Origin of the sequence: Rhodococcus sp. Leaf247 (genome assembly GCF_001426185.1) — a bacterium.
GTDB lineage: Bacteria > Actinomycetota > Actinomycetes > Mycobacteriales > Mycobacteriaceae > Rhodococcoides.
In genome coordinates this window covers 606,476-631,855 of the sequence record NZ_LMRP01000002.1, presented here as the reverse complement: position 1 = coordinate 631,855, position 25,380 = coordinate 606,476, and the positions used below count along the sequence as shown (strand labels likewise).

Sequence of the window (25,380 nt, the reverse complement as noted above, 5' to 3'; positions counted from 1 at the left end):
CATGCCGATCGATGCCACACTCGCACAGTTCAGTGACTGGTCGTTCCGGTCCGCGTTCGGTGTCTATCTGCTCGCGGCGGTGTTCCTGATCGCGCAGTACGCGACGCTCACCGTGACCGCCTCGGAGCGCAAAGCCGAGAAGCAGCTCGTCCCGGCAGGCAAGGCGCCGCTGCGGCCCACCGGGCCCGGCCGGATCGAGGAGGCGCCCAAGCGCCCGATGTCCGAGCGCTACGGCGGCATGGGCTACGCGCTCGTCGTGCTGGGTCTGCTGCTGACCGTCACCTCCATCGTGTTGCGCGGCTTCGCCACAGACCGGTTCCCGCTGGGCAACATGTACGAGTTCGTCACCATGGCGACTGCTGCGGCGACGGCCACCTCCGTGGTCGCGTTGCGCAAGATGCGCCCGACGCTGATCTTCGTCGTCGTGCCGGTGATGATCCTGATGTTCCTGGCCGCGACGGTTCTCTACGCGGACGCGGCCCCCGTCGTGCCGGCACTGCGCTCGTACTGGCTGCCGATCCACGTGACCATCGTCAGTATCGGCAGCGGCATCTTCCTCGTCGCCGGTGTGGCGTCGCTGCTCTTCCTGCTGCGGATGCGCTTCCCGGCAACCGAGGACGGTGCCGGTTCCGGTGCGCTGGCGCGCTTCGCTCAGCGTCTCCCCGACGCCCAGACGCTCGATCGGCTCGCCTACAAGACCACGATCATCGGGTTCCCGCTGTTCGGAGCCGGTGTCATCCTCGGCGCGATCTGGGCGGAAGCCGCCTGGGGTCGCTTCTGGGGCTGGGATCCCAAGGAGACGGTGTCGTTCATCGCCTGGGTCGTCTACGCCGCATACCTGCACGCCCGCGCCACGTCGGGATGGCGGAACACCCGCGCGGCATGGATCAACGTCGCGGGCTTCGTGGCCATGCTGTTCAATCTGTTCATCATCAACATGGTGGTCTCCGGTCTGCACTCGTACGCCGGCTTGAACTGAGTTCTACAGCGGGGGCGCGACGTGACCGATGATCGTTGGGACGGATGGTCGGACCGACCGCACCTCGGGGAGCCGCACTTCGGAGAGCAGGACGCCGACACGGCGCCCGCTGCCGGCTACACCCCACCCGATTATCAGGCCGCCGATTATGCGAGCCCGGACAGTCAGTACTCGGTTCCGCCGTCGGTAGCGCCTATGCCGCAGGAGCCGGTAATACCGCCACCGTCGGCTCACGACTTGTCCACATCACGGTTGCTGCGTGCTGCGCCGCCCCCGCCGACCGGCGGGTGGCGTCGGGTGCTCTTCGACGTCACGGGCGGCCGGGTCAACGTCGGCAACAGCGCGAAGGAACAGCGTCGGCTCGCTCTGATCCGGCAGGTCGACAATCCGCTGCGTGGATGCCATCGGATCGCGATCCTGAGCCTCAAGGGCGGCGTCGGTAAGACGACGATCGCGGCGGCACTCGGCTCGACCTTCTCGGCGGTGCGGGGCGATCGTGTCATCGCGGTCGATGCGAATCCGGACCGTGGAACGCTCAGCTCCCGTGTTCCGCTGGAGACGGAGAAGACCGTCCGAGACCTGTTGCGCGATGCGCGGGATTCGAACAAGTACAGCGACATCCGAGCGTTCACCTCGCAGAACCACCATCGGCTCGAGGTGCTCGCATCGGAATCGGATCCGGCGATGTCGGAGGCTTTCGACGCCTACGACTACGAGTCGGCCGTCGGCATCCTCGAACGGTTCTACAACGTCGTCCTCACCGATTGTGGAACGGGCCTGCTGCACTCGGCGATGCGCGCAATTCTTCGCAGCGCGGACAGCCTGATCATCGTCAGCTCGGGTTCGGTGGACGGCGCACGCAGCGCATCCGCCACGATGGACTGGCTGGATGCGCACGGCTATCGGAATCTGGTGGAGCAGTCGCTCACGGTGGTCAACATGGTGCGGCCCGGTACGAAGGCCATCGACGTCTCGAAGATCGTCGACCACTTCGGGCAGCGATGCAGGGCAGTGCGCGTCATTCCGTACGACGAGCATCTCGCTCAGGGCGCAGAAGTGGATCTCGACGCGATGGCACCCGCGACGCGCACGGCGCTCCTGGAGACAGCGGCAGCGATGACCGCCGAGTTCCCGCTCTTCGTCAAGCGGTGACGGTCATGCGCTGTCCCTGCGGTGTCACTCGGTAGAACTGGTGGTTCCCGCATCGGGGCGGTCGGGGCCCGGTCCGCGAGACCTGTTGTTCTTGTTCATCTTCCACAGAAATTCGGGGTCGTCGTCCGGTCCTGTGACGCGTCCTCGGGGAGCTTCGGCAGCGGGGCCGAACGACTTCCAGAGGAGCACGACAACTACCGCGAGCCCGATCAGTGCCAACAGATAGATCATCTTCGTACCTCCACTACCGAGCGTAGTCGTGGTGGCGCGTCAGGGCACTCGGGTCGACATCGCAAGATCCTGAGAATCTTCCGACGATGCCCGAGTGGTCACTCGGGAGTGGGGGTGCGGACGACGGACGTCAGCGATGAGCCTCGGTGGTCAGCGAGGTCAGAAGCTGCATGACCTCGGACTCGCGGAAGCGGCGGTGACCACCCGGGGTGCGGAGCGATCCGAGGCGGCCGGCGTGGGCCCACCGCGTGACCGTCTTGGGGTCGACATGGAAGAGTGCGGCCACCTGGCCCGGGGTGAGCAGGTTCTCCTGTGTGGGTGTGTATGCCGGTGCACTCATCGCGATCCTCCAAGGGACACAGTTCTTCGTCTCGATCGGCCGCGGGCGGTTCGTCCGCGTCCTCGGTGCCCATGGTGGCATCGAGACCCCCGGGTACTCGACTCTTCTCGTGTTGGTAAAGGGGAGGTAATGGACAAATCGGATACGACATGTGGCTCCCCGAGTGCCCGTGACCGCTGTCGACGACGTGCTCGGCGCGGCCGGTAGCCTGGGGCTATGACGGAATCAGTCGCACCAGACAGCTCGCCCGGTGGTTCTGCCAAGGGAAAGCTCGCCCGCGACCTCGCGCTCTACACAGCGGCTCGGCTCGGGTTGATCGCGGTCGTCGCCGCGATCATCTTCTTCGGCGCGAACGCGATCGGTGTGGAGATTCCGCTGCTCGTGGCGATGGTGTTCGCTCTGGTCGTCGCGTTCCCTCTGTCGCTGGTGCTGTTCAAGACCCTGCGGCGCCGCGTGAACGAGGACATCGCCGCGGTGGACGAGAAGCGTCGCCGCGACCGCGAGGACCTCCAGTCCCGCCTGCGCGGCGAGTAGCCCTTACCCGGCGGCCCGCGCCCTGAGGGCGCGCGCCAGATGATCCCGCTGTTCGACGACGCATCGCCGGAGCGCTGCCGGAGCGGATTCATGCCCCGCGAGCCACGCGTCCGCGGCATCCGTGGACTCCGTCTGCGGGAACAGCCCGATGACGAGTCGTCGGGCGATCTCGATGCTGTTCTCGCGCCAGAACGTCTCGAGTAGATCGAAGTACTCGTCGTCGAAGCGCTCGATCGCATGCCGTGACGTGCCCGCGGTGAACCCGCGGACCATCGCGCCGACCTTCTCGTTACTCGGACCCGCGCCGGTGCTCTTCTGCCCGGTCAGGGTCGCCCACACGTCGGCCTTGACCTCGGCGGAGGGCTGCGCCGCCACGGCCGCGGCGTACTGCACCTCGCCGGCGCCCGTGCGGTCCGATGCCAGCACCTCGTCCAACTCGGATACGTCGGCGAAACCCGTCGCGGCCAGAGCGAACCACAACGACCAGCGTTGTTCGGCGTCGAGAGCCAGTCCGTCGATCGTCGTGTCCCCGCTCAGAAGCGCACGCACGTCGGACGCCGACGTGTCGTCGTGCGCGGCGGCCGCGGCGAAGGCGCGGAACCATTCGAGCTGCGCGTCGCTTCCCGCGGCGGCGGCGGAGAGCCGGTCGAGCGTCGTGGCCGTCCACGTCGGTCTCACCTGCTCGCGGTCGGCGCAGTAGCGCTCCACGGCGACGGCCGTGTCGGCGAGGACGGCGCCGAGGATGCCGGCGTTGCGTTCGGTCGGCGCGAACCGCGTCGCGAGCGACACGAACGTCGCGGCAGGCAGTTCTGCGTCACGCGTGGCGTTCCACAGCGACGACCAGATCAGTCCGCGACGCAGATCGTCGGGCACACGATCGAGCGATGCGGTCACGGTCTCGAGGGATGCCGGGTCGAGGCGGACCTTGGCGTAGGTGCGGTCGCCGTCGTTCGGCAGGATCACCGCCGCGTCGGGTAGATCGAGTGTGGTGTGCGCGTCGGTGATGTGCACCGAGACGGGGTCGGCGTCGACCAGCTGACCGTCGGCATCCGGCTGCAGGCAGGCGATGTCGAGTCGCTGCGGTCGCGGATCGGTCTGCGACAGGACGCCGGTCGCCCGGTCGTAGGAAATGGTCGAGACGCCGGTCGTCTCGAGCCAGGCGGCGGACCAGTCGTCCAGGGGCATCCCCGCTGCGCCGGACAGGGCGTCGAGGAGCGAGGTCAACGTCGCCGTCCCGAACGCGTGGGCCTGGAAGTACGCGCGTGCTCCGGCGAAGAACGCGTCGTCGCCCACGAAGGCCGCCAACTGCTTGACGACGCTGGCGCCCTTCGCGTACGTGATGCCGTCGAAGTTCAACTTCGCCGCCTCGAGGTCCACGATGTCGGCGACGACAGGGTGCGTGGTGGGCAGCTGGTCCTGGGAGTACGCCCACGCCTTGCGACGATTCGCGAACGACACCCACGCGCCGGTGAACTCCGTCGCCGCCACCGATGCGTACGCGCCCAGGTAGTCGGCGAGGGACTCCTTGAGCCACAGGTCGTCCCACCACGTCATCGTCACCAGGTCGCCGAACCACATGTGCGCCATCTCGTGCAAGATCGTGTTGGCGCGTCGCTCGTACTGGGCGCGGGTCGCGGCGCTGCGGAACACGTACGACTCGGTGAACGTCACGCATCCCGGGTTCTCCATCGCGCCCAGGTTGTACTCGGGAACGAAGACCTGGTCGTACTTGCCGAACGGGTACGGATAGTCGAACTTCTCGTGGAAAAAGTCGAGACCCGCGCGCGTGACCTCGAAGATCGTGTCGTGGTCCAGATGGTCGGCGAGCGACGCCCGGCAGTACGCGCCGAGGTCGATGACGAGGTCGCCTCGCTCGTACCGCGATCGAGCCCGATGGTAGGGCCCCGCGACGACGGCGGTGATGTAGGTGGAGATCGGCTTCGTCGCGGCGAACACGCGGGTGGCGCCGTCCTCGGACTCGATCCGCTCGTTCGACAACACGGTCCATTCCGGCGGTGCGGCGACTCGGAAGGTGAACGGTCCCTTGAGGTCCGGCTGTTCGAAGTTCGCGAACACCCGACGCGCATCGGCCGGTTCGTACTGCGTGTAGAGGTACGTCTCGCCGTCCGCGGGATCGACGAAGCGATGAAGACCCTCGCCGGATCTGCTGTAGTTCCCCCGCGCATGCACCTCGACGACGTTGTGCGACAGAAGGTCCCGCACCGCGATGCGGGCGCCGTCGTAGTCGACGGGGATCTCGGCGCCGTTGACGAGGACGCGATCGACGCCGGCTCCCAGGAAGTCCAGCCACGTCGTCGACTCGCGCGACGCGAAGGTCAGGGTGGTGACCGTAGGGAACTCGGCGGCGGTCCGGGCATCGGTGAGGTCGAGCGCGACGTCGTACCGGACGTCGGACACCACGTCGGAGCGATGGGCGGTCTCGGATCGGGTCAGGTTGGCAGTACTCACCCGACCATTCCAACATCACTCGATCGGCCGCGCGCACCCCTGCCGTGCCTGATCGTCCACAACTCACCCGGATCGACGGGATCCCGTCGATCACCTCGACGTGTGGACGATCGGGCACTGGGTGCACGTGAAGCCACCCGATCGCGCCGGATTCTGCCGATCCGCAGATTGCGGCGCGAAAATGTGCGTTCACGTGCACTCGGCCGTGCCTGACCGTCCACAACTCACCCGAATCGACGGGATCCCGTCGATCACCTCGACGTGTGGACGATCGGGCACGGTGACAGCCCCGAGATCGTCGACCCGCATGCGATCATGGCCGCATGATCCTGGTGCTCAGATTGATCGTCACGGCCTTCGCGATCTGGCTCGCCGCCGGCTGGGTGGACGGCATCGACATCGCCAGTTCGGGTCGGGGTCAGGGCTGGGACATCGTGGTGCTCATCGGCATCGCGGCGGTGTTCACACTGGTCAACGCCGTCGTCAAACCGATCGTCGCACTGTTGTCGCTGCCGCTGATCGTGGTGACGCTGGGGTTGTTCCTGCTCGTCATCAATGCCCTGATGCTGCTGCTGACCGCGGCGATCACGGACAGCACCGGGTACGGCCTGACCGTCGACGGATTCGGTGCCGCGTTCTGGGGCGCGGTGATCATCTCGCTGGTGAACTGGGTTCTCGGCGGCCTGGTCCCCGATCGGCGTCGCTGACCCGAAATCAGGACAGCCGAGCGAGGAACGCGGTGAGGGTGGTGCGCACGCGCTCGACGCGCTCCTCGACCGGAGTGTCGTCGCGGTACTGACGGCCGAGTTTCGGCGACTTCAGCCGGCGCGCGTAGAGCGAACACGCCAGGTCGGTGCACATGTAGATGCCGACGGTGTTGCCGCGACGACCCGACTCCCCGGTCTTGCGCGCCACCATCAGGGACACGCCTCCGCCCTGATGCGCCGTGGTGCAGACGCTGCACATCTGGGACGTGCGCGATCCGGTCTCCGAGCGCAACGCGACGCTGACGAGCCCCTCCGGTTGCGGGACGGCCAGGTAGCTCCGACCCGCGTAGTCCGGGTCGCTCCAGCCGAGGAAGTCGAGGTCGTCCCACGGGCGGTCGTCGAGGTCGTTCGGTACGGGGAGACGCTTGGCGTCACCCTTCGAGCAGTTGACGAACGACGCCCGGATGTCCGGTTCGGTCACGGGGTCCATGCCTCGACCGTAGGGGATGGTCGTGAGCCGGAGCAACGGCTTTTCCGCTCAGGCGAGGAACAGGCCCACCGCGGTGGCAACGCCCCACACGAGCATCGCGAGCCCCGAGTCGCGCAGAGCCGGGATCAGCTCCATGCCGTGCTTGCGTGCCCGTACCGGCGCATTGGCACGCCACGCCAGCGGGAAGGCGACAATACCGAGCACGGCCCACGGTGACGCGACGATCAGCACCAGGCTGACGACGAACGGGACGGCGAGAAGCGCGGCGTGCAGTCCACGACTGCGCGCATCTCCCAGTCGGACGGCGAGAGTCAGCTTGCCGGACTCGGCGTCGGTGGGGATGTCGCGGATGTTGTTGGCCACGAGCACCGCACTGGAGAACGAGCCCATCCCGACGGCGCATCCGAGCCCGACCAGGTCGACGCGTCCGGTGAGCACGAACTGGGTGCCCAGTACGGCGACCAAGCCGAAGAAGACGAACACGGCGACCTCGCCGAGACCGCTGTAGCCGTACGGCTTCGAGCCACCCGTGTAGTACCAGGCGCCGCCGATGCAGAGCGCGCCGATCAGGACCAACCACCACGCCGTCGTCAGGGCGAGGACGAGTCCGGCGACACCGGCCACGGCGAAACATGCGATCGCGGCGTTGCGGACGGACGACGGGGTAGCGACCTTCGAGCCGACCAGTCGCAGCGGTCCGACGCGGTCGTCGTCCGTGCCGCGGATGCCGTCGGAGTAGTCGTTGGAGTAGTTGACTCCGACGATCAGTGCCACGGCGACGATCAGCGCCACCGGCGCCTTCCACCACGTCACGTCCGCGAGTTGTGCCGCCGCTCCGGTCGCCACCACGACGGGTGCGATCGCGTTCGGCAAGGTGCGCGGCCGCGCCCCTTCGATCCACTGTGCTGCTGTCGCCATGAGGGGATCATCCCGCACCGGGAGTTCGGCGACGTGCTCGGTGCGGTTGTCGGGGGTCGGAACCGTGGCCTACACTTCCTCCAGCACCCTCGCCTCGAGGGTTACTCACAGGTCTGTCGTGGTCGACCGTGAACGTGGCACACGCGCGGAGCTGTACGAATGGCTCCCTGTCACACCCCGGGGATGACTCGATGGAGAGCTTCAGCACCACGGTCGCCGACGCAGTATCGGCCATGACCGCCGACGAACTGGATCGTTCGATCCGCGCCTTGACCGCCCGTCAGCGCACCCTGCTTCTTGATGGGGACCTCGACACTGCCTGGGCCGTCACCGAGGACCTCGAGCGGTGCCTCGCCGCACGGGTCGGTATCCCGAGACTGTAAGCACCGCAACCGCGATCACCGCTTGCGGTCGGACGGGCGGGGCCCCCTGCCGGGGTAGCCGGTGTCGGTGACCGGTACCGGATCCGGCTCGGACGAGAACCCGACCGGTTGGAACTCGACCATCAGGAATCGCTCGTGCGGAATGCGAGTGGCGCGAAGGTCGACCACGGTCCACCCGCCGTCGACGCGTCGCAGTCGAACGCCGGGGATCTCGACCTTCCGGTCCACCCACTCGTGCATGTGTCGATAGGCGGAGACGATCCGTGCGATGTCCTCGGGGTGCGGGGTGTCGCGCTGATCCACCTGTCCCTTCCACAGGATGTCGGGAACCGGTTCGGTCAGCCACCGTGTCAGACGCACTCTCTCCGCGTCGATCAAGGCGATAGCGGTCGGCGAGTCACGGGTCAGTGAGCGGAGGGCGAACGCCTCGAACGACGGTCCGGGGGAGACGAATTCGTCGTCCCGCAGTGCGATAGAGAGACCGTGCGTGATCCTGTCGTCCCGGGACGCCTCGTCGTGCACGGTGCGCAAAGCGATGCGGAGCGGTCGAGGTCCCCTCGACGTCCGCAGAGTGACGGCGCCGTCCCACCGCGTTCCGGGGTCGGCGTCGAACAGGGCGACCATCAGATACATGGCGCTCTCGGCATCCTCGTTCTTGTCGAAGAACTCGAACGCTGTCGCCGACGGCCCGCGCCCGGACTCGCGAGGAACCATCCGGTCCATCTCGGTCGTGTACTCGAACAACCGGTCCGCGGAGGTCCAGTCCCACCCGGTCACGTCGGGGGGCGAGGCATCCGCGTCGTCGCCGACGTAGAGAAGTACCCCGTGTACCGCTCTGCTGGGACCGGCGACGGGAACGGCGCGCAACGGAACGCGCATCCCGGGTACCGACACCGACGTCTCGACGCCGGTCTCGACGACCGAGGCCACGACGGCGCGTGCCGCGTCCGCGACACGTTTGTTGGGGACGGACCGTTGAAGGGCCGTCCATTCTTTTGCTCTGCCGTCCTTCGCGACGACGGTGCCCAGTGCTCCACCGTCGATCGGTTCGGCGAGAGTCTCCACGACGATCCATCCGTCGTGCGCGTCGGGAGGTGTCCCCGTCGCGCGCCCCGCCTTGTCCACGTGTGCCTCCGAACCCGACCCGGATGTACTGAACAAGCCTACCGACCGTGCTGTCCGAGGCGGGGTCCGCCTGCTCGGGTGGACACAGACGCTGACCTGCTGTCATTCAATCGAATGACCCCCGGTCAGGGGTTGCGTGACTCGCTCAGAAGGCGCCGGGCAGCGGTGCGGTCGACCTTGCCCGGCCCGCGGAGCGGCAACGCAGCGACCAGAACCACCTGCCGGGGCGCTGCAGCGGCACCCAGGTCGGCGGCGACACTCTCCCGTATCGACTCCGCCGTCGCGCTCGACCCGGGACGCAGCACCACCAGCGCGCCGACGCGTTCGCCCAGTCGCTCGTCCGGCACACCGACCACGACACACTCCGCGACGCCGTCGACACGCGCCGCGGACTCCTCGACCACTCGCGGCACCACGGTGAGTCCACCCGAGGTGATGGCGTCGTCGAGGCGGCCCAGGATCTGCAGCCGTCCGTCCTGGAGTCGACCCAGGTCGTCGGTCCGGAACCATCCGGGTTCGGCGAATGCGGGGTGACTGGGCAGGCCTCGATACCCGTTCGCCAGCGTCGGGCCGCCGAGTACTACCCGTCCGTCGTCGAGGCGTACGCGGACACCGTCCAGCGGCACACCGTCGTAGACACAGCCGCCACAGGTTTCGGTCATGCCGTACGTCCGGACGACTCTGATTCCCGCGTCGACCGCCCGCGCCAGCACAGGAGCCGGTGTGGCGGCGCCGCCGAGCAGGACCGCATCGAGGGATGCCAGGGCCGCCACCGCGTCCGGGTGGTCGAGCGCCTTGATCAGCTGAGTGGGCACCAGCGAGGTGTATCGGCGGGAACCGGTCATCGACGCGATCGCCCGCGTCAGGTCGGCGGGGTCGAAACCCGCCTGCACGTCCACGACGGCGGGATCGAATCCCGCGGCCAGCGAGCGCAACACCACCTGCATGCCGGCGATGTGGTGGGCGGGCAGAGCCAGCAGCCACCGTCCGGGACCACCCAATCGCGCGTGGGTCGCGGCGGCACTCGCCCGCAACGCGTCGGCAGTGAGCAACGCCCCCTTGGGGATTCCCGTCGATCCCGACGTGGCCAGCACCATCGCCGTCGACGGATCGATCGGCGTGCCGGGCGCGAGCGCGTCGACGAGCCGGCGTTGCTCGCGGACGTCGTCGGCGGGGACGGGAAGCGCCGGAGCCGCTGTCCCGTCGAGCACGGACCGCAGATGCGGGAGCAGTTCCAGCACTGCCTCGCCGCCGGGCACCGGCAGTACCGTCAGATCAGCCACGGCGCTGCGGGTGACCGGGCGGAACCTCGACCACGACCAGGGAATTGCCGTCGGGATCGGCGATCCACATCTCCGTCAGTCCCCACGGCTCGGTCGTCGGGGGCCGCACGATCTCGACGCCGGCCGCCTCCAACTCGGCGCGTGTCGCCTCGACGTCACGCACCTGCAGCAGGATCGTCGCTCCCGCTTTCCGTTCGCCGTGTCCCGCGACCTCGATCAACGACTGCCCTGCGAAGAACACGACGCCGCCCGGGTACTCACGGAATATGCCGAGTCCCAGCTGATCCCGGTAGAAGTGCAGCGCCTCGTCGAACTCTCTCGGGCGCAGAATGATCCGGCTTGCCAATACCTCCATGGCAGTGCATCGCCTCTCAGAAGTACCAGGGGTAGGGAGACCAGTCCGGCTCACGCTTCTCGAGGAACGAGTCGCGACCCTCCACGGCCTCGTCGGTCATGTATGCCAGGCGCGTCGCCTCACCGGCGAAGAGTTGCTGCCCCACCAGACCGTCGTCCTGAAGGTTGAACGCGTACTTGAGCATTCGCTGCGCCTGCGGGGACTTGCCGTTGATCGTGCGCCCCCACTCGATCGCGACGGTCTCGAGGTCGGCATGGTCGACCACCTTGTTGACCGCACCCATCCGGTGCATGTCCTCGGCGGTGTAGGTATCGCCGAGGAAGAAGATCTCGCGAGCGAACTTCTGGCCCACCATCTTCGCCAGGTACGCACTGCCGTACCCGCCGTCGAAGCTGCCCACGTCGGCGTCCGTCTGCTTGAACCGGGCGTGCTCACGGCTCGCGAGCGTGAGGTCGCAGACCACGTGGAGGCTGTGTCCGCCGCCCGCGGCCCAGCCGTTGACGAGGCAGATCACGACCTTCGGCATCGTGCGGATCAGGCGCTGTACCTCCAGGATGTGGAGCCGTCCGGCGCGTGCCTTGTCGACGGTCTCCGCGGTGTCACCGCTCGCATACTGGTAGCCGCTGCGACCGCGGATGCGCTGATCGCCCCCGGAGCAGAAGGACCACACGCCGTCCTTCGGTGCGGGGCCGTTGCCGGTGAGCAGGACGGCGCCGACATCGGACGTCATCCGCGCGTGATCGAGGGTCCGGTACAGCTCGTCGACCGTGCCGGGGCGGAACGCGTTGCGTACCTCGGGGCGGTCGAAGGCGATGCGCACGGTCCCGTCGGTCACGTGGCGGTGGTAGGTGATGTCCACCAGGTCCTCGAAGCCGGGGACCGCGGTCCACAGGTCGGGCTGGAACGGCGAGGTCTCATCGGTCACCTTCGACAGCCTAACGACGGGAGGATCCGGACTCCGCGTTACCGTCGTGCGATGACCGAGGATTCTCCGCAAGGCGGCTTCCCGAAATTCACGCCGGCCACGCCCGGGCCGGACTACGGCCGTCTGATCGAAGCCCTCCGCACGATCCAGGACCTGGCGGTGTCCACCGATCTGCCCGACGACCAGCTGGCACTGGCCGCGGACCAGGCCGAGAAGCTGGCGGCCACCATGGCGCCGTACGTCGTGCCCGAAGGCCGATCACCGGCAGGCCGCTCGCTCCGACTCCCCGGGCGGGGCAGTCTGCTGATGCTCCCGTGGACGATCGAGAAGTACGGTCCGGACGGGGTGCGGTCCACCGGTGTCTTTCGACGGTTCCACCTCGGTGGCAACGGTGCGGCGCACGGCGGCACGCTTCCCCTGCTGTTCGACGACCTGTTCGGGCTCGTCCAACGCGCCTACGGCCGACCGATCAGCCGCACGGCGTTCCTGCACATCGACTACCGCGCAGTGACTCCGTTGAACGTGCCGCTGGTCGTCGAGGGCCACGTGACGAATGTCGAGGGTCGCAAGACGTTCATCGAGGCGACGCTGAAGAACACGGACGGGAAACTGCTGGCGGAGAGCAACGCCCTGATGGTCCAACTCCTTCCCGGCCAGCAGTGACATCCCGGCCGCTTCGCGGGCACCGATGACGCTGCCGTCGTTCGAGGAGATCGCCGCCTCCGCGCGTGTGCTCTCCCTGCCGATGCGGACGCGCTTCCGCGGCATCACCACGCGCGAGGTGATGCTGTTCGAGGGCCCGGCCGGATGGGGCGAGTTCGGCGCGTTCACCGAGTACGACGACATCGAGTCGACGTCGTGGCTGCTCGCCGGCATAGAGACGGCGTGGCAGGGGCCGCCCACCGCGCTGCGGGAGTTCGTCGACATCAACGCGACAGTCCCCGCCGTTCCCGCCGCGGAGGTTCCCGATGTGCTGGCCCGCTACCCCGGTGCCCGCACGGCCAAGGTCAAGGTGGCGGAGAAGGGGCAGTCTCTTGCCGACGACGTGGCGCGCGTCGAGGCGGTGCGCGACCTGGTCCCCACCGTGCGTGTCGACGCCAACGGCGGCTGGACCGTCGACGAGGCCGTCACCGCGTTGCGGGCGCTGACCGAGAACGGTGACCTCGAGTACGCGGAGCAGCCGTGCGCCAGTGTCGAGGAACTCGCCGAGGTGCGCGACCGGGTGCGCGGGGTGTCGATCGCGGCCGACGAGAGTATCCGGCGCGCCGAGGACCCCATGCGGGTCGTGCGGGCCGGGGCCGCGGACGTGGCCGTGGTCAAGGTTCCGCCGCTGGGCGGAATGCGCGCCGTCCTCGCGCTCGCCGAGGAACTGGCCGAGTACGGCGTGCCGGTGGTCGTGTCCAGCGCACTCGATTCCGCTGTCGGGATGAGCGCCGGTCTCGCGGCGGCGGCGGCCCTGCAGTCGGAGATGGCCTGCGGACTGGGAACGGGCGCACTGTTCGTCGACGACGTCGCCGAACCACGCGTGCTCGTCGACGGCCGATTGCGCGCCGACATCGTCGTCCCGGATCCGGTTCGGCTGGATGCACTGGCTGCGTCGGAGGAGCGTCGTCGGTGGTGGATGGCGCGCCTCGAACGCTGTTGTAATGTCGCGGCCGACCGGTGACATACCGACTTCGTGACCGGTTCACCTCCTTTTCCCCGACGACAGGACTGTTTCGTGGCATCTCTGAAGACGACTCTCCTCGACGACACCAACGCATCCGCCGTGCGTGCGGACGTGCGCACACTGATCGACGCGGAGGTGTCGGACAAGAAGGGCGCATCCGGCCTCGCGGTCAAGGGCGCGTACGGCGCCGTCAAGAAGATCAGCCCCAACGTGATCGACGACGCCGTGGCCAAGCTGTGGCCGAGCTTCGTCGACAAGCTCGACCCCTTCTGGGCGCAGTACTCGGCGAACCCGACGGGATCGTTCGGGGACTACCTCGTCGCCAACGGTGACGCGGCCTCCGACGCGCTGCTGTCCGTGACGGATGCGCGCATCGACGAGACCAGCAAGTCCACCATCAAGAAGGCGTACTCGTCGCTGCGTCCGTCGGCGAAGAAGAACGTCACCGAGGCACTGCCCCGTGTCGGCGCTCTGGTGCAGAAGTACGCAGCCTGATCCGAACAGCGCCCGGTGCGCCGAACCGCGGTATCCGCGGCTCGGCGCACCGTCCTGCAGTCACCGCCCGCGTGCCCGGGTGAACAGCGGGACGACCAGCAGCATCAGGAACACCCGCAGCACCTGGGCCGCGACGACGAACGTGACGTTGACGTTGCTCGCCGCGGCGAGGGCCAGCACGGCATAGATGCCGCCCGGCGTCGTCGCGAGGTAGGCCTCGTACGGCGTGATGCCGGTGGTGCCGACCAGGATCAATCCGAGCAGAGCGCAGCCCACCGCGATCGCGACGATCAGCAGCACCGCCCACGGGATGATGCGGCCGATGGACTTGAGGCTGTCGAGGGTGAACTGCAGACCGGCCTGCCACCCGATCACGATGTAGACCAGTTGGAGCAGCAGGAAGGGGACGCCCGCACCGCCCGTCCAGCCGAGCAGGTCTGCGGCGCCCGAGATCATGAGCGGGCCGAGCAGCGCGGGTGCGGGGAGTCGAACGAGTCGCCCCAACGGGATGCCCACCAGCAGGCAGGCGGCGATGAAGAGAGCGTCGGCCCATAGCGGAGCCGACTCCGTGATCGGCGATCCGCCCTGGCCCGTGTCGGCCGAGAACACCACGGTGGCGACGAACGGCAGGGACGCGGTGACCAGCAGAACCCGCACGTACTGCACCACGGCGACCACGCGCTCGTCGCCGCCCAGATCACGGGCGATCGCGACCATGCCCGAGGCCCCGCCGGCCACCAGGGCGAGCGCGCCGGTCGTCGCATCGAGGTCGCGGTGTAATCCGAGCAGCGCGCCGGCCGCGATCGAGAGCAGCAGCGTGCCGAGGGACACCACCAGAACCCAGATCCAGGCCGACCCGAGCGAGGACATCGTGTCCCGGTCGAGCAGGGTGCCGATCTCGACGCCGAGTATCGCCTGCGCACCCATCGACATCGGCCGGGGAACCTTGCCGGGGCCTCTGTTGCACAACGCGAACACCGTCGCGACGGCGAGCGCGACGAACAGAGCAGCCGACGGCACCCCGACGCGATCCGCCAGCACGGCCACGACGGCCGTGACCAGCGCCAGTAGTACCCAGCGGCCGGCGCGGGACCGGTCGACGGCCGGACTCAAGGCCTGTCGGGGCGCTGGATCCGTCGCACGGCCGGGGGCATGCCCCACTCGTCGCGGCCGAGCCGACTCAGGGGTGCGAGGGCGCCGAAGTCGGGCAACCCGTCCTCCGCGAGGAACTCCGGTCGCACCGTGATCATCGTGACCGCGCCCATGACGACGAACGAGTTGCCCACCTCGACCACCTGGTGCAGCGTCGCCTCGATCGAGAGCGGGGACGCGACGACACGCGGCGGGCGCACGGTCTCGCTGGGCTCGCTCTCGAGATCCACGGCCGTGTACTCGCTCACCGAGGCGTCGTAGTTCGCCGACGTCTGATTGATCTGCTCGAACAACGACTCGGTCGCGAGGTTGATGACGAACTCGCCCGTCTCCTCGATGTTGCGGAGGCTGTCCTTGCGGCCGACCGACGTGAACTGCACCACGGCGGGTGCGCTCGACGAGACGGAGAAGAAGCTGTACGGCGCCAGGTTCGGCACGCCGTCCGCGGAGACTGTCGACACCCACGCGATGGGTCTGGGTACCACTGACGTGGTGAGAAGCTTGTAGTAGTCGCCGGCGTCCATGGTCTGCGGATCGAAGTGTGTGCGCACCTGTTCATCCTGCCACCGCCCGGTGGACCGCTCTTGCGCCGCTGGAGGCCGGCCGATCAGTGAGGCGAGTGGAGCATTTGTGACACTCTGAAATGGTGAACCCGTCCACGTCTCAAGCCGTCGTCGTCGTCGACGAGATGATCCGCGGCGGCGTCCAGGACGTCGTGCTGTGCCCCGGGTCGCGGAACGCGCCGCTCGCGTTCGCGCTCGAGGCCGCCGACCGCGCCGGTCGCGTCCGCCTGCACATGCGTATCGACGAGCGAACCGCCGGCTTCCTCGCCGTCGGACTCGCCGTCTCGGGGCGTCGTCCGGTGCCCGTGGTGATGACGTCGGGAACAGCGGTGGCCAACCTCGGGCCCGCCGTGCTCGAGGCCAATTACGCCCGAGTGCCGCTCGTGGTGCTCAGCGCGAACCGCCCCTACGAGATGTTGGGGACCGGTGCGAACCAGACCGTGGAGCAGCTCGGACTGTTCGCCGGTCAGGTGCGTGCGACCATCAGCCTCGGGCTCGCCGAGGAGTCCGACCAGGTCAACAGCCAGTGGCGATCCGCCGTCTGCCGCGTCCTCGCCGCGGCCCGTGGAACTCGATCCGGCAACGCGGGCCCGGTCCACTTCGACATGCCGCTGCGCGAGCCCCTGACCCCGGACCTGTCCGACGGTCGGCCCGCGCCGGAGGGTCGCCCGGACGGCGCGCCGTGGACCACCACCCAGTACGCGACGCTCGACGTGCCGGTCGATCTGGATCTGACACCCGACACGGTCGTCATCTCGGGCCACGGTGCGGCCTACCGTCCGGAGCTCGCCGGCCTTCCCACGGTCGCCGAACCGACGGCGCCGATGCACGGTCACCCTCTCAACCCGCTGGCACTCGGTGCGTTGTCACCGCGTCAGGCGATCATCACCGGGCGCCCCACACTGCACCGACAGGTGTCGAAGGTGCTGGCCGACCCAGCGGTATCCGTCATCGCGCTCACCACGGGTCCGCGCTGGCCCGACGTGTCGGGCAACGTCCTCGCCACCGGTACGCGCGCACTCGTCTCGGGTGAGCCGTCCCCCGACTGGATCCGTCGGTGCGCCGAGGCGTCGTCGTCCGCCGACGCGGCCGTCCACTCCATGCTGGAGAGCGTCGGCACGTCGACCGGTCTGCACGTCGCGGCCGCGGTGTCGTCCGCGCGCCGCCCCGGTGACCTGCTCGTCCTGGGGGCGTCCAACCCGGTGCGCGACATGGCGCTGGTCGGATATCCCGCCGAGGACGTCCGAGTGCTGTCGAACCGCGGAGTGGCGGGTATCGACGGCACCGTGTCCACCGCCGTGGGTGCAGCACTGGCCCACGACGGCCGCACCATCGCGCTCATGGGCGACCTGACGTTCCTGCACGACGCGTCCGGCCTGCTGATCGGCACCGGGGAGCCCCGCCCGAAGGACCTGACCATCGTCGTGGCCAACGACGACGGCGGCGGCATCTTCGAGTTGCTCGAGCAGGGCGATCCGCAGTACGCGGGCGTGTTCGAGCGAGTGTTCGGGACCCCGCACGGCATGGACCTCGCAGCGCTGTGTGCGGCGTATCGCATCCCGCATCGCCGCGTCGACACGGACGCTCTAGCGAAGGAACTCACCGGTCACGCCGAGGGAACTCGTGTTCTCGAGGTGACGACGGATCGGTCGGGGCTGCGCGACCTGCACGCGTCGATCCGCGCGACGCTCTAGATCTCGGCGAGGTACTCGCGTGCCTGCTTGCTCTCCGAGTGCACCATCTTGCCGATCATCTCGGTGACCATGCCCTCGATCTTGCCGCCGACGAACGGGACCTTCACCTCGGCCGTTCCCTTCAGGGTCAGGCGCGATCCGGTGCCGTGGGGAACCAGTTCGAAGGTCCCGCGCACCTTCGAGGTCAAGCCGGTCGATCCGCCCTCCAGGGTGCCGGATGCCCGGTCGCCCTTCAGCGGCCCCCAACTGTCCTTGCGGGTGATCACCAGATCACCGCGGATCACCTTGCGGACGAACCCGGGCAGCACCGACGCGCCGACTCCCTCCGAGATGACGACATCGAAGCCGCCGTCCGGACGGTGGGTGTACTCCACGCTCGCGTGATCGGACACCTCCTTGGTTCGCCTGTCCCACAACGCATCATCGGTCAGCGCGGCGTGAGCCCGCTCCGGTGTGACATCGAAGTCTTCGGTGAAATCGAATTTCCGCCCCATGGTGGACGAGGTTACCTGCCGCCGATCGTTAGCCTGTGCTGGTGAACCTCGCCGCCGAATCACGGGCTCCCGGCCCCTCGACCCGCACGCGGCGTCGACTGCCCACCGTGCTCGTGGTGATCGCGACCGTCGTCTCCGCTCTCGCGGTTCTGCTGGTGCTGGCGGCCTGGCGCAACGACCACACCATCTCCTCCGACGAGGGTGTCGCCACCGCCGAGGTGCTCTCCGCCGGACGACTGCGCTCCGCGGTCAGCTTCGTCACTCCCGACGGCGAGATGCACAACCCGAAACTCGGCGTGCTGTACCCGACCAACCTGATCGCCGGCCAACGCATCGACGTCGAGTACTCCCGGAGCGATCCGGATCTGGTGCGGGTCGCCGGTCGTGATGCGTCGGTGGCGGTGGTTCCGGCGCTGTCGGTGATCGTCGTGGCGTGGCTGATCGCGGGGCCGTCGGTGCTCCTGATCCGCCGACGAGAGCGCGCACAGACATAGGTTCGCCCGCGGTTCGCCCGTCCGTAACGTTCGCATCGCGTCGCGGTCGCCGCAGACCGGAACAGTGCACGGTGTGCGCATAGCCGTGATCGCCGAATCGTTCCTGCCCCAGGTCAACGGTGTCACCAATTCGATACTCCGGGTCCTCGAACACGCGGAATCCGCCGGACACGAGGCCATGGTCGTGGCGCCCGACACCCCGGCCGGTATGCCGTCCGCACCCACCTCGCACGGGTCGTTCCCCGTGCTGCGGGTGCCGTCGGTGATGGTCCCCAAGGTCAGCTCTCTCCCGGTGGGCATGCCGAGCCCGGGAATGACGGCTGCGCTGCGGTCCTTCGGTCCCGACGTCGTCCACCTGGCATCGCCGTTCTCGCTCGGCGCCGGTGGGCTCGCGGCAGCACGACGGCTCGACGTCCCGGCTGTCGCCGTCTATCAGACCGATGTCGCAGGCTTCGCCGAGAGCTACGGGCTCGGACTGACCGCCCGCGCCTGCTGGGCCTGGACCCGGCGCATCCACAAGGGCAGTGCCCGCACGCTCGCGCCGTCGACGTCGGCGATGGACGCTCTGGCGGCGCACGGTATCCCCCGGGTGCATCGATGGGGCCGAGGAGTCGACACCGTGCGATTCGTCCCGTCGGCGAGAAGTGCCGAGCTGCGGGAGCGCTGGACCGGGGGAGCGGACTCCCTGGTCGTCGGGTTCGTGGGCAGGCTCGCACCGGAGAAGCACGTCGAACGTCTCGCCGTCCTCGACGGTATGCCGGGTGTGACGGTCGTGGTGGTCGGCGACGGACCGGAGCGCGCGCGCCTCGAGCGGGCGATGCCGTCGGCAGTGTTCCTCGGTCAACTCGGCGGCGACGACCTTGCACGGGCGTACGCGTCGTTCGACGTGTTCGCGCATCCGGGTGAGCACGAGACGTTCTGCCAGACCGTGCAGGAGGCTTTGTCGAGCGGTGTGCCGGTGATCGGTCCCGACGCCGGTGGCCCGCGCGATCTGGTCAGCCACTGCCGCAACGGGTACCTGCTCCCGGTCGAGCGCTACGAGGAACTTCTCCCGAGCGCGATGCGGGCTCTCGCGGATCCCACGACGCGCGCGAGATTCGCCGCGGCCGCCCGCAAGTCGGTGCTGCATCGCACCTGGCCCGTGCTGTGCAACCAGCTCATCGGGCACTACGAGGACGTCATCGGCACGTCCGCGGTGAGCCGCCGCACTACCGCGGCCTAGGTGGGCGGAGCACACGTACTGTTCAGGTGTGGCAGCACATGGCTCCAGAGCTCAACTGGACAAGAAACCGCACGACGTCGCCTCCATGTTCGATGGAGTCGCCAAGCGGTACGACGTGACCAACACGGTTCTGTCCTTCGGGCAGGACCGCGGGTGGCGCCGTGCGACTCGTGACGCGCTGCGCCTGCGCTCCGGCGAGACGGTGCTCGACCTCGCGGCCGGAACCGGTGTGTCCACCGAGGAGCTGGGACGCTCCGGTGCATGGTGCGTCGCGACCGACTTCTCGAAGGGCATGCTGCGTGCCGGCCTCTCTCGCGAGGTCCCGATGGTGGCGGGCGATGCGATGCACCTGCCGTACGGCGACGACGTTTTCGACGCCGCCACCATCTCCTTCGGACTCCGCAACGTCTCCGACCACGACGCCGGCCTCCGGGAGATCCTGCGCGTCGTGAAGCCGGGCGGGCGCCTGGTCGTGTGCGAGTTCTCGACGCCGGTGTTCCCGGTGTTCCGCACCGTCTACATGGAGTACTTGATGAAGGCGCTCCCGGCCGTGGCCCGGACGGTGAGCAGCAATCCGGATGCGTACGTCTATCTGGCGGAGTCGATTCGTGCCTGGCCCGACCAGGCCGAGCTCGCCGGTCGTATGAGATCTGCCGGTTGGGGACGCGTCCAGTGGCGAAACCTCACAGGCGGCGTAGTTACGTTGCACAGCGCTGTGAAGCCGATCGACTGACAAATGCACAAAACGTCCGCATAGGTCTCGATCAAGCGTGCTGATACGGCATGATTTTGCGCATGCCTGTTCCGGATTGGCTTCCCTACGCGACCCTCGCTGCATCGGCCGTCGCTGCCGGAGGAGCGGGGTGGGCCGTCGGCACCACGCGGATGCACCTCACCCGTGAGACGCGCCGGGCACGCGAACTGCGCACCATCCGCTCCGAGTTCACCCACGACGCCGGGCGCGACAGCGTCGAGGCGTCGTTGGTCCGTGACCAGGTCACACAGCGTTACCAGGAACTGTCCGTCGCGTTGACGACGTTCCAGGCTGCCTGGATCGAGGCCGTCCGTCGCCGCACGGCGGGCGTCGGTGCCGGGATGCACGACGAGCTTCCCGCCGGCTCCGAACCCGACGACGGCCGACAGGCCGTCGAGGACGCGTACCGCGAACTCCTCCGGGTCTCGACCATCACCGTGGTCGTCGCCCGTCAACGCGTCGCACCGCTGCTCGAGATGCTGATGTCGCTCGATCTCCGCGTCCTGGTGCCCTACTCCACCACCGGTGCCATGCCCGGTCCGGCCGTGGAACGCCTGAACCGCGAACACGGTTTCCTCATCGAGATCCAGCGCCTGCTGCGCGATGCGATGCGCGCCGACCTGGGCCTGCTCGATGCCGGTGACCTCGGCCTGCTGATCATGGACACCAAGCGCGTCGTCGACACCCTGTCACCCGATCAGCGCTCCATCGGCTTCGGCGCGACCGAGCGGCGGATGGTCGAGTACCTCGTCGAATACGGGGTGAGCGTTCTCGCCGGCGGCAACGAGCGCGACTACACGATGGAAGCCGACCGGTTCACGTTCTACCAGTCGAAGGATCCGTCCCTCGCCGGTTCGGTGGAGGCCATCCTGGCGCTCTACGGAGCCGACCTCTCCCTCGCCGTCCACGCCGACCTGGGCGACGAGGCGCGGGTGCCGCTGCTGCAGCGGGTCGTCGCGACACTCGAGTGCGGCTTCCGGGACCGCGAGGGAGTGCGCCTCGACGACGGCACCGTCGTCTACGCCTTCCGTCGCTAGCCGGTCACATGAACGGCGGGCGGTCGTCGACCTTCAGGGACGCGGTGCCGGCGGCGCGCCATGCACGCGCCACGACGTCGTGATCGGCGTCGGTGATCAGGTTTCCCATCACCCGCACGGCCACGGTCATGATCGTCCGTGAGCGCATGCCCACCGGTCCGGTGGCGGGCAGGAACCGCGGCACGGTGAGCAGGCCGGCCAGGCGTCGAGCGACGGAGAAACTCTGCCCGTAGTGCTCCCGGAGAACGGTGGGCCAGACCTCCGTCAGGTCGGCGTCGCCGAGGTGCTCGGCGATCAGTCTGCCGCCCTCGAGGCCGTAGTCGATTCCCTCTCCGTTGAGAGGATTGACGCAGGCGGCCGCGTCGCCGATCAGGGCCCAGTTGCGGCCCGCCACCGTGGACACGGCGCCGCCCATCGGAAGCAGCGCGGACTGCACGCGCTGGACTCCGCCGGTGAGACCCCACTCCGACTCCCGTTGCGACGCATAAAGATCCAGCAACGGACGCAGGGCTCCCGCGGCGGGACGCTTCGACGTCGCGAGGGTGCCGACCCCGACGTTGACCTCACCTGTCGCGAGCGGGAAGACCCACCCGTACCCGGCCTGCAGCACACCGCCCGCGTCCCGCAGTTCGAGGTGCGAGGTGATCCACTCGTCGTCGCTGCGGTCGCTCGTGACATAGGCCCGTGCCGCGACGCCGAAGGCCGTGTCGCGATGCCACGTCCGGCCCAGGATCTTGCCCAGGGGGGAGCGCACGCCGTCGGCGACGATCAGTGTCCGGCACGTGACGGACGTTCGTCCCGTCGACGTCTCGAAGATCACCTGTGCCACGCGGTCACCGCTCATCACCACGTCGACAGCCTTGGCGCCCTCGACCATCGTGGCGCCGGCCTCGACGGCGACGCGGCGGATGCGGTCGTCCAGTTCGGTCCGCGGGACCGCGCTGCCGACATCCGGGAGGGAGCCGCCCGGCCAGGGCAGCGTCAGTTCCTGGCCGAAGCCGGTGAGGCGGAGTCCGCGGTTGACCGCGCGGGAGCGCAACCACTCACCGAGTCCGAGGAGGTCGAGTTCGGCGACGGCGCGCGGCGTCAGACCGTCGCCGCACGTCTTGTCCCGCGGGAACACGGCGGCGTCGGCCAGCACGGTGTCGCGCCCTCCGCGGACGGCCCACGCCGCGGCAGCGCTCCCCGCCGGGCCCGCACCGACGACGAGAACGTCCGTGACCAGGTCCGAGCCGGCGGTGTCGGGCGCGGCGGACGTGTGTGCCGTCGGCGTCACACCTTGTCGGAGTCCATCGGTCATCCTTCCATCTTGCAGGCAGGATAGGTTGGGGGCGGACAGGGCGCCGTGCGCGGCGCAGCGTGGGCAATCGGACGACGGAAATGGGTGCGGGCACGGTGACCGACACGAGTGCGGGTACGACGAGTTCGACCGTGGTGGCGGGCGTCGACCTGGGAGATGCCGATTTCGCGGCGACGGTGCGCACATCCATGGCGGAGATCGAAGACCTCCTGGTTCGTGAGTTGTCCGACGGTGAGGACTTCCTCACAGAAGCCGCACTGCACCTCGCGAAGGCCGGCGGCAAGCGATTCCGCCCCCTGTTCACGGTGCTGACCGGGCAGCTCGGACCCAACGCGTCCAGTCCCGACATCGTCACCGCGGCCACCGTCCTCGAGATGGTGCACCTCGCGACGCTCTATCACGACGACGTGATGGACGAAGCTGCCATGCGGCGCGGCGTCGAGAGTGCCAACGCACGCTGGGGCAACAGCGTCGCCATCCTCGCCGGTGACTACCTCTTCGCCCACGCCTCGCGTCTGGTCTCGACGCTGGGTCCGTCCGCGGTGCGCACCATCGCCGAGACGTTCGCGGCGCTGGTCACGGGCCAGATGCGCGAGACGATCGGCAGCAAGCCCGACCAGGACCCGGTCGATCACTATCTGACGACGGTGTGGGAGAAGACCGGCTCGCTCATCGCGACCAGCGGCCGCTTCGGTGGAACGTTCTCCGGCGGAGACACCGAGCACATCGAGCGCCTCGAACGGCTCGGTGACGCCGTCGGTACCGCCTTCCAGATCTCCGACGACATCATCGACATCTCGTCCGTCGCGTCGGAAAGCGGGAAGACGCCGGGAACGGACCTGCGCGAAGGCGTCCACACCCTGCCCGTGCTGTTCGCACTGCGCGCCGAGGGCGACGACGGCGACCGCCTGCGGCACCTGCTCCGCGGCCCCGTCACGGACGACTCGGACGTCGCGGAAGCACTCGAACTGCTCAGCCGGTCGCCGGGTATGAGCCAGGCCCGCGCGACGCTGGACACCTACGCCCAGCGCGCCTTCACCGAACTCGACGCACTCCCGCAGGGACCGGCGAACGACGCTCTCCGCCGGCTGGTGCAGTACACCGTCGACCGCATCAGCTGACGGGAACTACCCGCGCCACCTCGTGCGTTGTCAGGGAGAACCCTGATATCGAGAGGTACGGCGAGAGACGATGAAGTTCGCGAACGGACTGAAGACGTTCGGCCTGATGGTCGGGATGTCGGCGCTGATCGTCTTCATCGGAGCCTTGTTCCAGAACTCGACGATCCTCGTGGTCGCGGTCCTGTTCGCGGTCGGAATGAACGGGTACGCGTACTTCAACAGCGACAAGCTGGCGCTGAAGTCGATGCACGCGCAGCCCATCACCGAGGTCGAGTACCCGCAGATCTACGCCGTCGTCCGCGAACTCGCGACTGCGGCGCACCAGCCGATGCCTCGCCTGTACATCAGCCCCACCAACGCCCCGAACGCGTTCGCGACGGGCCGCAATCCTCGTAACGCGGCGGTGTGCTGCACCACCGGAATCCTGGCGCTGCTGAACCAGCGTGAACTGCGCGCGGTGCTGGGCCACGAGCTCTCGCACGTCTACAACCGGGACATCCTGATCTCGTCCGTGGCCGGTGCCATGGCGGCAGTCGTGTCGGGGCTCGCCAACTTCGCCTTCTTCGCCAACATGTTCGGCGGACGCGGGAACGGGCAGGGCGCCAACCCGCTGGCCCTGCTGCTCGTGTCGATGCTGGGGCCCGTCGCGGCGTCGCTGGTCAAGCTCGCGGTGTCCCGCTCGCGGGAGTTCCAGGCGGACCAGTCGGGCGCCGAGTTGACCGGCGACCCCCTGGCCCTGGCATCCGCGCTGCGGAAGCTGCAGAGCGGCACTCAGGCGGCACCACTGCCCCCCGAGCCTCAGTTGACCGCGCAGTCACATCTGATGATCGCCAACCCGTTCCGTGCGGGAGACCGGGCGAGCAAGCTCTTCTCCACACATCCTCCGATGGAGGAGCGCATCGCCCGGCTCGAGCGCATGGTCGGGCCCTACACCTGAGTCAGCGGTAGTTGACGTACTGCAGGGCGATGCCGAAGTCCTCGCCCTTGAGGAGCTGCTGAACGGCCTGCAGGTCGTCCCGCTTCTTGCTGCTGACGCGCAGTTCCTCGCCTTGGATCTGCGCCTTGACGCCCTTGGGGCCCTCGTCGCGGATCTTCTTCGAGATCTTCTTGGCGTTCTCGGTGGTGATGCCCTGCACCAGCGTGCCGGTGATCTTGTAGGTCTTGCCCGACTGCACGGGCTCGCCGGCGTCGAAGGCCTTGAGCGAGATGTCGCGGCGGATCAGCTTCTCCTTGAACACGTCGAGCGCGGCGACTGCGCGCTCCTCGGCGTCGGCGGTGATGACGACGGCTTCCTCGCCGGACCATTCGATGGAGGCCCCGGTGTTGCGGAAGTCGAAGCGTGTCGCCAGTTCCTTGCCCGCCTGGTTCAGCGCGTTGTCGACCTCCTGGCGGTCGACCTTGCTCACGACGTCGAACGACGAATCGGCCACGGGAAATCCTCCTGGATAAGCGATCGGTACTGCGACGACGGTATCGCGTCCTGCCGGTTTGCAA

The 25,380-nt window shown here is 68.4% G+C and carries 29 protein-coding genes; 15 read left to right on the top strand and 14 right to left on the bottom strand.

Features of this window, described 5'->3' with window-relative positions; genetic code table 11:
• Position 1 precedes the first annotated feature (1 nt).
• Positions 2-979, top strand: coding sequence for a c-type cytochrome biogenesis protein CcsB (ccsB, locus tag ASG64_RS12250; RefSeq protein WP_056073863.1), 978 nt, complete (start codon positions 2-4; stop codon positions 977-979).
• A gap of 21 nt (positions 980-1,000) precedes the next feature.
• Entirely contained in the window at positions 1,001-2,131 is a 1,131-nt protein-coding gene (locus ASG64_RS12245; protein WP_235579579.1) for a MinD/ParA family ATP-binding protein, read from the top strand.
• Positions 2,132-2,155: 24 nt separating this feature from the next.
• On the opposite strand, the gene ASG64_RS12240 is transcribed toward ASG64_RS12245, so the two are convergent.
• The gene (locus ASG64_RS12240; protein ID WP_042574082.1) at positions 2,156-2,362 is read right to left on the bottom strand and encodes a hypothetical protein; all 207 of its coding nucleotides are present in this window, start codon (positions 2,360-2,362) and stop codon (positions 2,156-2,158) included.
• Positions 2,363-2,492: 130 nt separating this feature from the next.
• Entirely contained in the window at positions 2,493-2,702 is a 210-nt protein-coding gene (locus tag ASG64_RS12235) for a BldC family transcriptional regulator (RefSeq protein WP_042574081.1), read from the bottom strand.
• A 216-nt stretch (positions 2,703-2,918) separates the two neighbouring features.
• Between ASG64_RS12235 and ASG64_RS12230 the strand changes: the two genes are divergently transcribed.
• The gene (locus ASG64_RS12230) at positions 2,919-3,236 is read left to right on the top strand and encodes a DUF4229 domain-containing protein (RefSeq protein ID WP_056073861.1); all 318 of its coding nucleotides are present in this window, start codon (positions 2,919-2,921) and stop codon (positions 3,234-3,236) included.
• A gap of 3 nt (positions 3,237-3,239) precedes the next feature.
• Here the strand turns inward: ASG64_RS12230 and pepN are convergent, their stop codons facing one another.
• A complete protein-coding gene (gene pepN / locus ASG64_RS12225; protein ID WP_056073859.1) occupies positions 3,240-5,705 on the bottom strand; it encodes an aminopeptidase N in 2,466 nt (821 codons plus the stop codon).
• A 323-nt stretch (positions 5,706-6,028) separates the two neighbouring features.
• Between pepN and ASG64_RS12220 the strand changes: the two genes are divergently transcribed.
• Entirely contained in the window at positions 6,029-6,412 is a 384-nt protein-coding gene (locus ASG64_RS12220) for a phage holin family protein (RefSeq protein WP_042574078.1), read from the top strand.
• Between the two features lie 7 nt (positions 6,413-6,419).
• On the opposite strand, the gene ASG64_RS12215 is transcribed toward ASG64_RS12220, so the two are convergent.
• Positions 6,420-6,902, bottom strand: a complete 483-nt coding sequence (locus ASG64_RS12215; protein WP_056073854.1) for an FBP domain-containing protein — start codon at positions 6,900-6,902, stop codon at positions 6,420-6,422.
• A 48-nt stretch (positions 6,903-6,950) separates the two neighbouring features.
• Entirely contained in the window at positions 6,951-7,820 is an 870-nt protein-coding gene (locus tag ASG64_RS12210; protein WP_056073852.1) for a 1,4-dihydroxy-2-naphthoate polyprenyltransferase, read from the bottom strand.
• A gap of 191 nt (positions 7,821-8,011) precedes the next feature.
• On the opposite strand from ASG64_RS12210, the gene ASG64_RS12205 reads away from it, so the two are divergent.
• The gene (locus ASG64_RS12205) at positions 8,012-8,203 is read left to right on the top strand and encodes a hypothetical protein (protein WP_056073850.1); all 192 of its coding nucleotides are present in this window, start codon (positions 8,012-8,014) and stop codon (positions 8,201-8,203) included.
• 15 nt (positions 8,204-8,218) lie between these two features.
• On the opposite strand, the gene ASG64_RS12200 is transcribed toward ASG64_RS12205, so the two are convergent.
• From ASG64_RS12200 to ASG64_RS12185, 4 genes are all read right to left on the bottom strand, one after another.
• Positions 8,219-9,364 carry a GAF domain-containing protein gene (locus ASG64_RS12200; RefSeq protein WP_156388365.1) on the bottom strand — a complete coding sequence of 382 codons (1,146 nt, stop codon included), beginning with the start codon at positions 9,362-9,364 and terminating at the stop codon, positions 8,219-8,221.
• A gap of 89 nt (positions 9,365-9,453) precedes the next feature.
• Entirely contained in the window at positions 9,454-10,611 is a 1,158-nt protein-coding gene (menE, locus tag ASG64_RS12195; protein ID WP_056073847.1) for an o-succinylbenzoate--CoA ligase, read from the bottom strand.
• Positions 10,604-10,966, bottom strand: coding sequence for a VOC family protein (locus ASG64_RS12190; protein WP_056073846.1), 363 nt, complete (start codon positions 10,964-10,966; stop codon positions 10,604-10,606). The genes menE and ASG64_RS12190 overlap by 8 nt, the downstream gene beginning before the upstream one ends.
• 16 nt (positions 10,967-10,982) lie before the next feature.
• Positions 10,983-11,891 carry a 1,4-dihydroxy-2-naphthoyl-CoA synthase gene (locus ASG64_RS12185; RefSeq protein ID WP_442971135.1) on the bottom strand — a complete coding sequence of 303 codons (909 nt, stop codon included), beginning with the start codon at positions 11,889-11,891 and terminating at the stop codon, positions 10,983-10,985.
• A gap of 51 nt (positions 11,892-11,942) precedes the next feature.
• Here ASG64_RS12185 and ASG64_RS12180 point away from each other — a divergent pair, with 51 nt between their 5' ends.
• Genes ASG64_RS12180 through ASG64_RS12170 form a run of 3 tightly spaced genes read left to right on the top strand, consistent with a single transcriptional unit; the run spans position 11,943 to position 14,055 of the window.
• Positions 11,943-12,554, top strand: a complete 612-nt coding sequence (locus tag ASG64_RS12180; protein ID WP_056073845.1) for a hotdog domain-containing protein — start codon at positions 11,943-11,945, stop codon at positions 12,552-12,554.
• Between the two features lie 25 nt (positions 12,555-12,579).
• A complete protein-coding gene (locus ASG64_RS12175; protein ID WP_056073843.1) occupies positions 12,580-13,557 on the top strand; it encodes an o-succinylbenzoate synthase in 978 nt (325 codons plus the stop codon).
• 54 nt (positions 13,558-13,611) lie between these two features.
• Positions 13,612-14,055 (top strand): DUF6918 family protein, encoded by a 444-nt coding sequence (locus tag ASG64_RS12170; RefSeq protein WP_042574070.1) that lies wholly within the window; start codon positions 13,612-13,614, stop codon positions 14,053-14,055.
• A 60-nt stretch (positions 14,056-14,115) separates the two neighbouring features.
• Here ASG64_RS12170 and ASG64_RS12165 read toward each other — a convergent pair whose 3' ends face one another.
• Positions 14,116-15,168 (bottom strand): AbrB family transcriptional regulator, encoded by a 1,053-nt coding sequence (locus ASG64_RS12165; RefSeq protein ID WP_056073840.1) that lies wholly within the window; start codon positions 15,166-15,168, stop codon positions 14,116-14,118.
• Complete coding sequence (locus tag ASG64_RS12160; protein WP_056073838.1) at positions 15,165-15,758, bottom strand: flavin reductase family protein; 594 nt, start codon at positions 15,756-15,758, stop codon at positions 15,165-15,167. The genes ASG64_RS12165 and ASG64_RS12160 overlap by 4 nt, the downstream gene beginning before the upstream one ends.
• Positions 15,759-15,853: 95 nt before the next feature.
• Between ASG64_RS12160 and menD the strand changes: the two genes are divergently transcribed.
• The gene (menD, locus tag ASG64_RS12155; RefSeq protein ID WP_056074344.1) at positions 15,854-17,464 is read left to right on the top strand and encodes a 2-succinyl-5-enolpyruvyl-6-hydroxy-3-cyclohexene-1-carboxylic-acid synthase; all 1,611 of its coding nucleotides are present in this window, start codon (positions 15,854-15,856) and stop codon (positions 17,462-17,464) included.
• Here menD and ASG64_RS12150 read toward each other — a convergent pair.
• The gene (locus ASG64_RS12150; RefSeq protein ID WP_082518412.1) at positions 17,461-17,958 is read right to left on the bottom strand and encodes a DUF2505 domain-containing protein; all 498 of its coding nucleotides are present in this window, start codon (positions 17,956-17,958) and stop codon (positions 17,461-17,463) included. The two genes, menD and ASG64_RS12150, sit on opposite strands and share 4 nt — an antisense overlap.
• A 41-nt stretch (positions 17,959-17,999) precedes the next feature.
• Between ASG64_RS12150 and ASG64_RS12145 the strand changes: the two genes are divergently transcribed.
• The 4 genes from ASG64_RS12145 to ASG64_RS12130 all read left to right on the top strand — a co-directional run bounded on the left by ASG64_RS12145 (position 18,000) and on the right by ASG64_RS12130 (position 21,465).
• Positions 18,000-18,452, top strand: a complete 453-nt coding sequence (locus tag ASG64_RS12145) for a DUF3592 domain-containing protein (protein WP_042574126.1) — start codon at positions 18,000-18,002, stop codon at positions 18,450-18,452.
• A 73-nt stretch (positions 18,453-18,525) separates the two neighbouring features.
• Positions 18,526-19,674 (top strand): glycosyltransferase family 4 protein, encoded by a 1,149-nt coding sequence (locus tag ASG64_RS12140; protein WP_056074342.1) that lies wholly within the window; start codon positions 18,526-18,528, stop codon positions 19,672-19,674.
• 28 nt (positions 19,675-19,702) lie between these two features.
• Positions 19,703-20,407: a demethylmenaquinone methyltransferase gene (locus ASG64_RS12135; RefSeq protein ID WP_082042977.1), complete on the top strand. Its 705-nt coding sequence runs from the start codon at positions 19,703-19,705 to the stop codon at positions 20,405-20,407.
• A gap of 62 nt (positions 20,408-20,469) precedes the next feature.
• The gene (locus ASG64_RS12130) at positions 20,470-21,465 is read left to right on the top strand and encodes a hypothetical protein (RefSeq protein ID WP_056073837.1); all 996 of its coding nucleotides are present in this window, start codon (positions 20,470-20,472) and stop codon (positions 21,463-21,465) included.
• A gap of 4 nt (positions 21,466-21,469) precedes the next feature.
• Here ASG64_RS12130 and ASG64_RS12125 read toward each other — a convergent pair whose 3' ends face one another.
• Positions 21,470-22,765, bottom strand: a complete 1,296-nt coding sequence (locus ASG64_RS12125; protein ID WP_082518411.1) for a geranylgeranyl reductase family protein — start codon at positions 22,763-22,765, stop codon at positions 21,470-21,472.
• A gap of 80 nt (positions 22,766-22,845) precedes the next feature.
• On the opposite strand from ASG64_RS12125, the gene ASG64_RS12120 reads away from it, so the two are divergent.
• Together ASG64_RS12120 and htpX are read left to right on the top strand one after the other, a co-directional pair.
• Complete coding sequence (locus ASG64_RS12120; RefSeq protein WP_056073833.1) at positions 22,846-23,886, top strand: polyprenyl synthetase family protein; 1,041 nt, start codon at positions 22,846-22,848, stop codon at positions 23,884-23,886.
• A gap of 70 nt (positions 23,887-23,956) precedes the next feature.
• Positions 23,957-24,823: a zinc metalloprotease HtpX gene (gene htpX / locus ASG64_RS12115; protein ID WP_056073831.1), complete on the top strand. Its 867-nt coding sequence runs from the start codon at positions 23,957-23,959 to the stop codon at positions 24,821-24,823.
• 1 nt (position 24,824) lies between these two features.
• On the opposite strand, the gene ASG64_RS12110 is transcribed toward htpX, so the two are convergent.
• Positions 24,825-25,316, bottom strand: coding sequence for a YajQ family cyclic di-GMP-binding protein (locus ASG64_RS12110; protein ID WP_042574061.1), 492 nt, complete (start codon positions 25,314-25,316; stop codon positions 24,825-24,827).
• Between the last annotated feature and the right edge of the window lie 64 nt (positions 25,317-25,380).

Coding starts and splice junctions, on each gene's coding strand:
- ASG64_RS12230 (WP_056073861.1), top strand. CDS start 2,919: ATGACGGAATCAGTCGCACCAGACAGCTCGCCCGGTGGTTCTGCCAAG.
- ccsB (WP_056073863.1), top strand. CDS start 2: ATGCCGATCGATGCCACACTCGCACAGTTCAGTGACTGGTCGTTCCGG.
- htpX (WP_056073831.1), top strand. CDS start 23,957: ATGAAGTTCGCGAACGGACTGAAGACGTTCGGCCTGATGGTCGGGATG.
- ASG64_RS12215 (WP_056073854.1), bottom strand. CDS start 6,902: ATGGACCCCGTGACCGAACCGGACATCCGGGCGTCGTTCGTCAACTGC.
- ASG64_RS12220 (WP_042574078.1), top strand. CDS start 6,029: ATGATCCTGGTGCTCAGATTGATCGTCACGGCCTTCGCGATCTGGCTC.
- ASG64_RS12180 (WP_056073845.1), top strand. CDS start 11,943: ATGACCGAGGATTCTCCGCAAGGCGGCTTCCCGAAATTCACGCCGGCC.
- ASG64_RS12120 (WP_056073833.1), top strand. CDS start 22,846: ATGGGTGCGGGCACGGTGACCGACACGAGTGCGGGTACGACGAGTTCG.
- ASG64_RS12205 (WP_056073850.1), top strand. CDS start 8,012: ATGGAGAGCTTCAGCACCACGGTCGCCGACGCAGTATCGGCCATGACC.
- ASG64_RS12235 (WP_042574081.1), bottom strand. CDS start 2,702: ATGAGTGCACCGGCATACACACCCACACAGGAGAACCTGCTCACCCCG.
- ASG64_RS12175 (WP_056073843.1), top strand. CDS start 12,580: ATGACGCTGCCGTCGTTCGAGGAGATCGCCGCCTCCGCGCGTGTGCTC.
- ASG64_RS12125 (WP_082518411.1), bottom strand. CDS start 22,765: ATGACCGATGGACTCCGACAAGGTGTGACGCCGACGGCACACACGTCC.
- ASG64_RS12210 (WP_056073852.1), bottom strand. CDS start 7,820: ATGGCGACAGCAGCACAGTGGATCGAAGGGGCGCGGCCGCGCACCTTG.
- ASG64_RS12240 (WP_042574082.1), bottom strand. CDS start 2,362: ATGATCTATCTGTTGGCACTGATCGGGCTCGCGGTAGTTGTCGTGCTC.
- ASG64_RS12150 (WP_082518412.1), bottom strand. CDS start 17,958: ATGGGGCGGAAATTCGATTTCACCGAAGACTTCGATGTCACACCGGAG.
- ASG64_RS12190 (WP_056073846.1), bottom strand. CDS start 10,966: ATGGAGGTATTGGCAAGCCGGATCATTCTGCGCCCGAGAGAGTTCGAC.
- ASG64_RS12130 (WP_056073837.1), top strand. CDS start 20,470: ATGCCTGTTCCGGATTGGCTTCCCTACGCGACCCTCGCTGCATCGGCC.